The sequence below is a fragment of the Acinetobacter piscicola genome, assembly GCF_002233755.1.
Taxonomy (GTDB): Bacteria; Pseudomonadota; Gammaproteobacteria; order Pseudomonadales; family Moraxellaceae; genus Acinetobacter; species Acinetobacter piscicola.
This window is the reverse complement of the sequence record NZ_NIFO01000004.1, coordinates 274,192-284,466: the sequence shown is the minus strand read 5'-3', so window position 1 is coordinate 284,466 and position 10,275 is coordinate 274,192. Positions and strand designations below refer to the sequence as shown.

The window sequence follows — 10,275 nt, the reverse complement described above, 5'->3', positions numbered from 1 at the left end:
AACCCCAGACACAAAAAAACCGCAATTAAGCGGTTATTTTTCATCTTTCGATGTGTTCAAGTTGGTGCGCTCAGAGAGATTCGAACTCCCGACCCCTTAGTTCGTAGCCAAGTGCTCTATCCAGCTGAGCTATGAGCGCAATACTTGTGTTGTCGAGCTATCGACTTCGTTACATCACGATTAACTTGATTGGTGCGCTCAGAGAGATTCGAACTCCCGACCCCTTAGTTCGTAGCCAAGTGCTCTATCCAGCTGAGCTATGAGCGCATCATAAGTTATTCGTTGGCGGTGAGAGAGGGATTCGAACCCTCGATACAGTTACCCGTATGCATCCTTAGCAGGGATGTGGTTTCAGCCACTCACCCATCTCACCGTAACGAGCCGCCATAATACAAAGTAAAACTCATTTCAGCAAGCCATCAACCTAAAAAAATTATAGATTTTTGCTCAATTAAATACTTTTTAAACAATTTTCATCATTTTGTCGTTTTTTTAGGCTTTAAATGCTGCTAATTAAATGAAAATTTAGAGAAATCCTCATAAATCTAAATTTAAAGCACATTATTGCAATCAATTACGTGCAGTCTGGCATCGTATGTCTTATGCTAATCCTATCTTCTGACTAGAAACCAAATACATGATGAAAAATTGGGTCGATCCTGAAGCTAAAGCTGAAGCTGAACGTTATGACAATCCTATTCCGAGTCGTACGCTCATCTTAGAAATCATTGAGCAAAAACAAGAAGCTCTGTCACATTCAGACCTCGTGGGTCTATTTGAAATTGCCGATCAAAAGAGTATTGATGCGCTCAGTCATCGCTTAAGTGCCATGGTACGTGATGGTCAGCTCATGAAAGATGGCTTTAAATATCAGCTTATGGCAGATCAACCTACATTAGATGCAACTGTTTATATCAATTCAAAAGGTTTGGGTGTTGCAAGTTTAGATGGTAAAAAAGATGAGTTCTTATTACCTGAGCGTGAGTTACGCCAAGTCTTTCATGGTGATCGTGTCAAAGTCCAACAAACCTCAGTAGACCGTAAAGGCAAAGCTTGGGGTTATGTGACTGAAGTTACCCAACGCCGTATTAAACAGCTGATTGGTAAAGTTGCAGAATTTGAAGGTGAATATTTTATTCAGCCTGCTAATCCGAATGCACATCAACCGATTACTTTAGAAAAAGAACTTATTGAACATGCCAAAGCTAAAATTGGCGATGCGTTACGTGTAGAAATTGACGACTATCCGACTCGCGACAATTTTGCGACAGGGCATATTATTCAATCGATGGCAGACAAAGCGGATACTGAAATCATTATTCCACAAACCATTTTAGAATATGGCTTGCCTTATGAGTTTCCAGAAGAAGTTGTAAAAGAAGCAGAAAGTTTTAAAGAACCCACAGCCAAAGATCATGCAGGCCGTATCGATTTACGTGACTTGCCACTGGTCACGATTGATGGTGAAGATGCACGCGATTTCGATGACGCCGTTTATGCAGAAAAACGTCCAGGTGGCGGTTATCGTGTTGTTGTCGCGATCGCCGATGTGAGTCACTACGTCCGTTCGGGCAAACCATTGGACGATGAAGCGCAAGAACGTGGCACCTCAGTGTATTTCCCACATTATGTATTACCCATGCTGCCAGAAGCACTTTCCAATGGCTTATGTTCTTTAAATCCACACGTTGACCGTTTATGTATGGTCTGTGATTTGAACTTAAGTCGTGCAGGTAAAGTGACTAAATTTGAATTTTATCCATCGGTAATGCATTCAAAAGCACGTTTAACCTATACCCAAGTTGCACAATATTTCGATGGCGACAGTACTGCGGTTCCTGAAGATCGTGATGTGCGTAAGTCATTAAATACGTTGTATCAACTGTATGAAACTTTAAAAGGCTTACGTGCTGAACGTCATGCAATGGAATTTGAAACCGTTGAAACCTATATGACGTTTGATGAATTAGGTGGAATTAACGAAATCCTACCTCGTTCACGTAATGTTGCACATAAACTCATTGAAGAATGTATGTTGCTTGCTAACGTTGCCGCAGCGGAATATTGCTTAAAACATGATATTCCAATGTTGTATCGTGTACATGAAGCGCCTGAGTTCTCACGTATTCAAAAAGTTCGTGATTTTGTGAAATTATTGGGCTTAAAATTCCCAGAACAGCCAACTCAAGCGGATTATCAAGCCGTTATTGAAGCAACTAAAGACCGTATTGATGCACCAAGTATTCATGCTGTTTTGCTTCGTTCAATGATGCAAGCATTTTACGGCGCAAAAAATGTCGGACACTATGGCTTGGCTTATGAAGCGTATACACACTTCACTTCACCAATTCGCCGTTACCCTGATTTGTTATTGCATCGTGCAATTAAAGCCCATTTACATCAGAAACCTTCGCCACTTTCAGGTGCTGCTTTAGACGATGCAGGAGAACATTTTTCTGCAACTGAGCGCCGTGCTGATGAAGCTTCTCGTTCCGTAACATCTTGGCTGAAATGTCACTATATGCAACAACACTTAGGTGAAGAATTTGTTGGTGTGGTGAGTGCGACAGCTGAATTTGGTTTATTTATCACACTCAAAGATTTATATGTCGATGGTATGGTACATGTTAGTCAATTGGGCGATGACTATTTTGTTTTTGATCAAGCAAGTCAAAATTTGGTTGGACAAAATCGTGGTCAAACTTTCGGCTTAGGTGATGAAGTCAAGATTAAAGTCGCTGGTGTGAATCTTGAAGAACGTAAGATTGACTTTGAATTGTTGCAACAGCTTTCTCATGCAGGTCGTGCAATCCGTAGCCGTGCGCCACGTGTTGCTAAACCGACAACGAAAGAAGAGGTTTTTTCTGAACGTCCTGCCAAAGTGAAATCTGAATCTGACGATACAAAAGTCAGTGAAGACGGAGAACGTCCCTTTCGAAAGAAAAAAGCCAAAGGAAAGTCCAGTTCTAACAATAAAAAACCTAGCCAAAGTAATTCAACAAAGTCTGAAGCGAAGGTTAAAGATAAAGTGAAGAAAAAAGCGAAGGCGAAAAAGAAAAAGTCGAATGCAAAAGCTAAAACTGAATAGTTTTTAAATGACTTCGTTGGAATAGTTTCAAAAAGAGAGAGCTTCGGCTCTCTTTTTTAATTAGGCCAAATACAATAAAAAGTATTTGAGAATTAAAATAATCGCTTATTGTCAATAAGTTCGATACTCAAAGAATCCCTTCTCCCTTTGGGAGAAGGTCAGGATGAGGGTTTTTACAATTAATTCACTGTTTAAAAATTGATTTATGCAAGAAGCCTAGTGACTTATGTCGTTTTTAAATCAAACCAAACCTCTAGAATTATTATAGATGTATGCAACTCCGATACAGGTACTTATTTTTGAATACAACCTCAAAACGCAACAAACCTATAGATTTAACACATCATCTCTATGTTAATTTTATTGTCACACCTTGATTTCCTCTACCAAAAGCCCTACATCTATCTATAACTTAGTAAATGATTTGGTTTACACCACATGACATTAGAACAAGCAACATTACCCGTACCGCAGTTTGATCAAATTAGCTTAGAACAACTTAAACAAAATATTGAACAAGCCATCCAAAATGGTCAACGCTTTCTAAATGAATTAACCCAAGTACCTGACAGCATTCAACAACAGCTACAAGTCTTGGAAAATATTGATACTTTAGAAAATAACATGAGTGAATCATGGGGTATTTTGTCACACTTAAATGCGGTGATGAACAATGCAGAAACCCGTGAAGTGTACCAATCACTATTACCAAGTTTAAGTGAATATTACACACAACTTGGACAACACGTCCCTTTATACCAAAGCTATCAACATATTTATGACAATGTCATCTTCACTGATTTGCCGAGCGCACAACAAAGTGCCATCAAATTAGCCTTACGTGATTTCAAATTATCCGGTGTGGCCTTAGAAGGTGATGCTAAAAAACGTTATGCAGAAATTTCAGCACGTTTATCCCAACTTTCCTCTGATTTTTCAAATCGTGTACTAGATTCAACTCAAGCCTATAGCAAGCCATTAACTGAAGATCAGCTGAAAGGCTTACCTCAAAGCAGTGTTGAACTATTAAAACAATATGGTCAACAACGTGAGCTAGACCAACCTGTGGCCACACTCGATATTCCATCGTATTTGGCCATTATGACCTATGCCCAAGACCGTGAATTACGTGAAGATCTATATAAAGCCTATACCACACGTGCATCCGATCAAGCCGATGATCAACAATATGACAATGCTCCTGCGATGGTCGAAATTTTGAGTTTACGCCAAGAAATGGCGAAACTTTTAGGTTTTGACAACTATGCAGAGTATTCATTGGCTTCAAAAATGGCACCGAATGTTGCAACTGTAGAGAAGTTCTTGGTTGATCTCGCTGAACATGCTCGTGTTCCTGCTCTAAAAGAAATTGAGGAACTCAAAGCCATTGCCAAACTTGATGGTATTGATGAGTTACAACCGTGGGATAGCACCTATTATTCTGAAAAGCTGAAAGTACAAAAGTTCAATCTTTCTCAAGAAGATTTAAAAGCTTACTTCCCTGCGCCAAAAGTCATTCAGGGATTATTTAATGTTGTTCAGCGATTATATGGCATCAATGTCGTTGAGCGTGAAGCACCGCTTTGGCACGCAGATGCGCATTATTATGAACTTGAAGATCAAGGTACTGTGATTGGTGGTTTCTACTTCGATCTGTATGCACGCAATGGAAAACGTGGTGGTGCATGGATGAGTGGTTTCCGTTCTCGTATGCAAACAGAACAGGGATTACAAAAACCTATCTGCTATATGGTTGGTAATTTTACACCACCTGTAGGTGACCAACCTGCTCTGCTAACACATGATGAAGTCAATACCTTGTTCCATGAATTTGGACATGGCTTACACCACATGCTCACCGAAGTAGATAATATCTCTGTTGCAGGTACACACGGCGTTGCATGGGATGCTGTTGAACTGCCAAGTCAATTCATGGAGTTTTGGACTTGGGACACTGAAAGCTTGGCATTGATCAGTGAGCATATTGAATCTCAAGAAGCATTGCCAAATGATTTACTCAGCGCGTTGCTGAATGCCCGTTTCTTCCAGTCTGGTATGCAAAGTTTACGTCAGATTGAATTTGCATTATTTGATTTGACCATTCATAAGCTCACTCCAGCTTTAGATACAACGCAAATCCAAGCCACACTGGATGATATTCGTCACAAATATGCTGTGTTACCTACAGCAAGCTATAATCGCTTCCAAAATAGCTTCAGCCATATTTTTGCAGGTGGTTATGCAGCGGGATACTATTCCTATAAATGGGCTGAAGTTTTAGCCAGTGATGCTTTTGATCGCTTCGAAAATGAAGGCGTTTTCAATACTCAAACTGGACAAGAATTTCGTAAAGCAATTCTAGCAGTTGGCGGAAAAGATACAGCACTTGACGCATTTATCAATTTCCGTGGGCGCGAACCAAAAATTGATGCATTATTACGTCATCAGGGTTGGACGAATAACTAAACAACGCTTAAACTAACGGTCAAAATTGATTTAAGTGTGGTGGGTATATGAATATCAAACGTCGTTTCATTGCTGGCGCAAAGTGTCCAAAATGTGAAGCGATGGATCGTATTGTTATGCTCACCCAAGGCGATGCTGAATGGATTGAATGCATCGAGTGTGGATACTCTGAAAATCGTCCTACGCATGTAGATGCGCCTGATGAACCTGCCACACCAGATGAGATTGGGGTTATTCAATTCAAGCCTCGTTCTTCAAAATAAATGGACCGAATAAAATGCGTATAGATCAAAGAAATAATTCTAAATTGATGTGGATCATTGCTGGGGCTTTAATTGTCGTTAGCTTATTCATTACTGTTTTCTTCTGGCTAAATAACGATCACAAAAACAATCAAGTGAATGATCAATTTAATCAACCCGTAGCTGCGCAGAAAAAACCTGTCGTTGCAGCACCTCCTGCTGCGCAACCGATACAGGAAAATGCAGCATCGACAGCAAATGTTGAATTAGTTAACGCATCTATTTTAAAAGATCAAGTTCCTCAGAATGCGAGTTTAGCCAAAGAAGAATTCGCTAAATTAGAAGATATTCAAAAGCAACTGAATGAACAGCAACAAAATTTAAAATCACAACAAGCTGATGCAGACCAATTGATTAAGTTAAAAGAAGAACAAGTCAAATTACTAGAACAGCAATTGGCGATTCAAGCCAAGGCTTAAATTATTTTCTTTATTTTAAAAGCTTTAGCATCGTGTTAGAGCTTTTCATTTTATAATAATTATCATATCTTTAGCTTTTAATGTATGTTCACTTTTACGCTTAAATCTGAGTAAAACGAAACTTAACATCATTACAATCTAAAATTCTTTAGCTAAAATTGTAAATCTCATTCATTAATATCTGCTTTTTGTTTCAGTTCTATTAAAAGCTTCCGATAACCTTGCACCACAAAACGCCCTATCTGATATTTTTCTTGGAATTTCTCAATACTCAGCTGCTCTAAATCTTGTTGATGTTCCAATACCCAAGCTTTTTTCTGATCTTCTATCGAAATATTTAAAAACTCTCTTAAGATCATACGATTTTTAACAATATACTTTTCCTTTCGATCCAACATCTTTGCAATTTCAGGAATACTTAAATGTAATGAAAGTAGTATCTCTTGGTTTCGCAATCGCCAAGCTTGAACTTGATCAACATGATGCGGAATATTTAATAGTTTCTTAAGCTTCCCTTTTTTACGATCGACTTGCGATGGCTCAATACCCAATTTCTCCGCTAACGCTTGTTTACTGAAATTAGGATTCAATAAAACCTCTTGGTGTGCCAATAACCAAGTTTCATTTTGTTCAACCACTTTGGGTATTTTTAAAATTTCTCGAAGCTTGGCTTTTGCTCGCAGAATTTGCCCATTGGTTTTTTTAAATTGCTTGGCTAACTCAACTACGGTCTTTCCAGAATGTAAAAGCTCATCTTGATGATCTAGAAGCCATTGTTGTTTATTTCTTTTGCCTTGCTTAAATTTCTCAGAGAAGGTCTTTTCTCCACGTTCTAAGCAGATACGGTCATAAGCATTTTTTGCGATAAATAAACTAACTTGAAATGCTTCTACAATTTCTTGAGCAGTCATATTTAACATTTGTGATTTATGATCATTAAACCATTGTTCTCTTAAAACCTCTAATCTACCTGCTCTCAGTCTCTTTTTCGCTGGAATATCAATCAACTCAGCCAACCACTTTTTATGTTGATAAACCTGTGTTCTTTTGAACCCATATTTGATTTTCAGTGCTTCCAAACTGTCATATAAAAGCTCATCTTGATGTTCTAAAATCCACTGATCATCACGATAAATAAATCTATTTTGGATACCTAAGGTTCGTCTAAATTTAGCAACCATACTCGTACTTAAACCAAGCTGCTGCTCAACTTCAGTAATAGAATGTGTTTTAACAAATGCTACAACTTCAGGGGTAAGAATATAAGTAAATTGTCCACCAATTCCATCTTTAGGTGTTAAAGAGTATGGCCAACCTCTATTAATCATAATACCTGACGGAGTCTTTCTCTCATCATAAACATCCCAATCTTCACCAGACCAGTCTTTTATTGTCTTGATTTTATAATATTTATATTTTCCCATTATTTAGCTCTAATCCGTAAAAGTTGCATGTACAACATCTATTGTTAAATTTTAATCTTGATCTAAATTAATTAATTTATGCAAAAAACTCAATCAACTTTTTAGTAAATTTTAACAATTTTCAACTTTTCTTTTCATAAAATACAGTCATTACTTTCAATACATCATGATGAGTTCAATAACCATCAACAACTTTAATCTGAAATATTGAAGAACATAAACAAAAAGCACCCGAAGGTGCTTTTTGTTTACCACAACGTTATTTGTTTGGATACCAATTAAATAAGTTGAAGAAGTAAGGGATGTAAGTCACGATGACTAAGGCAGAGAACAATACGACCATCGGTAAGATCCAACGCTCGTAACGATAATAGAAGCTTGTATATTTAGCTTTTGCTTCTGCATCAGCGGCGGCGACTTCAGCGTCTCCGACCGACATTCGCGTCAGTAAATGGTTCAATGCAACTGGTGGAGTAACATAGCCAAACTCAAAGGCAACCAATACAACCATCCAGAAATGAATCGGATGAATGCCATTTGTAAAAGCCACTGGAGCAACAGTTGTAGCGACCAAAATTACTGCACCAAATGGATCTGTGGTCATACCAATTAAAGCAAGTAATAACGCCATGAAGCCAAGTGTAATCAAAATACTACCAAGATGCGTTGGTATTAAGGTCACAATTTCACTACGTTCAATCAAGCCACCAATACTGACTGACAATGCCATAAGAATAATTAAGGCACCAATATGTCCAACGCTTTCAGAGGTTGCAAAACGGATTGCACTACCAAAGCTACGTTTCTTCTCAGCATCTTCACCATGTTCACGTAGGTATTCTGACTTATGCTCATGCTCAAGCTCTAATGCTCTATTCAGATTTTCAGGAGCAGGTAACTTATCACCTAAAACTTTATCGAATAAAATAAATGCCAATAGCATAATTGGAAGAATTACAGGTGCTGTAAACTCATCCATTTGCGTATCCAGACCATACTTATAGAATCCTATAACAATGATTGTAATCACAATATATGGAATGACTGGAACAAAAGCACGAAGCATGCCCGGCACAGCAACTTTTGGAGAATTGATACGGAATTTATTTTCAGCTAGCAATAAAGACACACCAAGGAAAATAAATGCAGTGAGCCAGAAAACATAAATACCGTGATCAAATAATTCATCAGAGGTTACATGACGACTATCAAGCATTGAAATCAAAATAACCAGAATACATGGACGTAAAACCACACCCAATGAACCTGACATTGCAGATACAGCAAGTGCATACTGACGACGTGCACCTGAATTCCACACTTCCTTATAAATAATCGCACCAGCAGCAACAACGAAAATACCCGATGCGCCCGTATATGCTGTAGGAATAGCAGCACCGATCAAAATCAACCAAGTCAATGTTTCAGGTGCAAGGTTCCATGGACGTAAAATTGCCAAGAACAAATCCATAACACGTGTTTGGGTGAGCAACATACCTGCCCAAATAAACAATGCTAAGTTTAAGAAAATTCCTGAAAATTCAACCAAAAAGCCAAGGTAAATCCCTTGTCCCATTGGGTAATCCATAAAGAAAGTAAATGCAATTCCCGTGATAATCGCCATGGTTGCATATAGAGGGATACACAACAAAGCTAGCCCAAATTTACCACCTTCTTCTGCATTTTCTGGCGTACGGAACAGCTGAAATAAGCTAATAACAACTAAACTAACGAATAAGAACATCCATAACCAATACACGGCTAAGGTTTCAAAGGTTGAGATAACCCCTGAATTCAACACTGAACGATATTGGCTAAACACAGAGAAACTCAAGAATGAGTTACCCACGATCATAGCAATCGAATAAACTTTATAATCAAGCTTTGTTCTTGCTGGACGTAAACCAATATGGTGCATTTTCAAAGAAGCTGAAATTGCAGCAATCATCACCATAAGTACAAGAAGAATAACTCGGTTTTCAACACCCCATTTCAAAACCCAGAAGAACCCTGTTTCCATCGTACGATAAGCACGAATGGTGGTATGTTCTTCCATATATTTCATGGATTTATCATAGAAAGCGAATTTTCCTTCGCACTCTTGTTGCGCAGCCATAAATGATTGTCTGATATCCGCTTCAGGCGTTACCCCAAAGAATGCGACATCTGGATCATTGGCTTCTTGTTGCATTTTGTCTTTAACAAGCGCATCAATATTTAAGTTGCGATCACAAGAAGGTTTTTGTGGCTCTGCTCTTAAATAGGAATACTGCATTCCTATTTGTTCATTTCCGTATAGTTTTTCACCGAAACGGAGCATTTGCCCATGAATCATATCCCCTGTCCCAATAATGAGGGTCAGAAGAAGCAGGATAAGTATGGAAAAGGTTGAGAACCACTCATTCCAGAGATAACTGAGTAGACCTAATCCTGATCTTTTATTTACAGGTTCTTGCATTGTTATTCCAGTTTTTATATATCGCCGTCATACAATGATTTGCACAACGCATATTTTATTTTGGTCAGTGGTAAAATCCTTTACCAATACCCATTCCTATTATTACAGCTTAAATTTG

Annotated in this window: 6 protein-coding genes and 3 tRNA genes; 4 read left to right on the top strand and 5 right to left on the bottom strand. The window is 38.3% G+C overall.

Features of this window, described 5'->3' with window-relative positions:
• Nucleotides 1–62: 62 nt before the first annotated feature.
• From CDA10_RS09785 to CDA10_RS09775, 3 genes are all read right to left on the bottom strand, one after another.
• Nucleotides 63–139: transfer RNA gene (locus tag CDA10_RS09785), tRNA-Arg, on the bottom strand.
• 51 nt (nucleotides 140–190) lie between these two features.
• Nucleotides 191–267, bottom strand: a tRNA-Arg gene (locus CDA10_RS09780).
• A gap of 16 nt (nucleotides 268–283) precedes the next feature.
• A tRNA-Ser gene (locus CDA10_RS09775) sits at nucleotides 284–373 on the bottom strand.
• A 264-nt stretch (nucleotides 374–637) separates the two neighbouring features.
• Between CDA10_RS09775 and rnr the strand changes: the two genes are divergently transcribed.
• The 4 genes from rnr (at nucleotide 638) to CDA10_RS09755 (ending at nucleotide 6,275) form a co-directional block, all read left to right on the top strand.
• Nucleotides 638–3,088: a ribonuclease R gene (gene rnr, locus CDA10_RS09770; protein ID WP_171333969.1), complete on the top strand. Its 2,451-nt coding sequence runs from the start codon at nucleotides 638–640 to the stop codon at nucleotides 3,086–3,088.
• A gap of 438 nt (nucleotides 3,089–3,526) precedes the next feature.
• Entirely contained in the window at nucleotides 3,527–5,554 is a 2,028-nt protein-coding gene (locus CDA10_RS09765) for a M3 family metallopeptidase (RefSeq protein WP_089605418.1), read from the top strand.
• A gap of 53 nt (nucleotides 5,555–5,607) precedes the next feature.
• Nucleotides 5,608–5,817, top strand: a complete 210-nt coding sequence (locus tag CDA10_RS09760) for a YheV family putative zinc ribbon protein (RefSeq protein WP_171333979.1) — start codon at nucleotides 5,608–5,610, stop codon at nucleotides 5,815–5,817.
• Between the two features lie 14 nt (nucleotides 5,818–5,831).
• Complete coding sequence (locus tag CDA10_RS09755) at nucleotides 5,832–6,275, top strand: hypothetical protein (RefSeq protein WP_089605416.1); 444 nt, start codon at nucleotides 5,832–5,834, stop codon at nucleotides 6,273–6,275.
• A gap of 167 nt (nucleotides 6,276–6,442) precedes the next feature.
• On the opposite strand, the gene CDA10_RS09750 is transcribed toward CDA10_RS09755, so the two are convergent.
• Together CDA10_RS09750 and CDA10_RS09745 are read right to left on the bottom strand one after the other, a co-directional pair.
• The gene (locus CDA10_RS09750) at nucleotides 6,443–7,699 is read right to left on the bottom strand and encodes a hypothetical protein (RefSeq protein ID WP_089605415.1); all 1,257 of its coding nucleotides are present in this window, start codon (nucleotides 7,697–7,699) and stop codon (nucleotides 6,443–6,445) included.
• A 259-nt stretch (nucleotides 7,700–7,958) separates the two neighbouring features.
• On the bottom strand, nucleotides 7,959–10,157 hold the full coding sequence (locus CDA10_RS09745; protein ID WP_089605414.1) for a TRAP transporter large permease subunit: 2,199 nt from the start codon (nucleotides 10,155–10,157) through the stop codon (nucleotides 7,959–7,961).
• Between the last annotated feature and the right edge of the window lie 118 nt (nucleotides 10,158–10,275).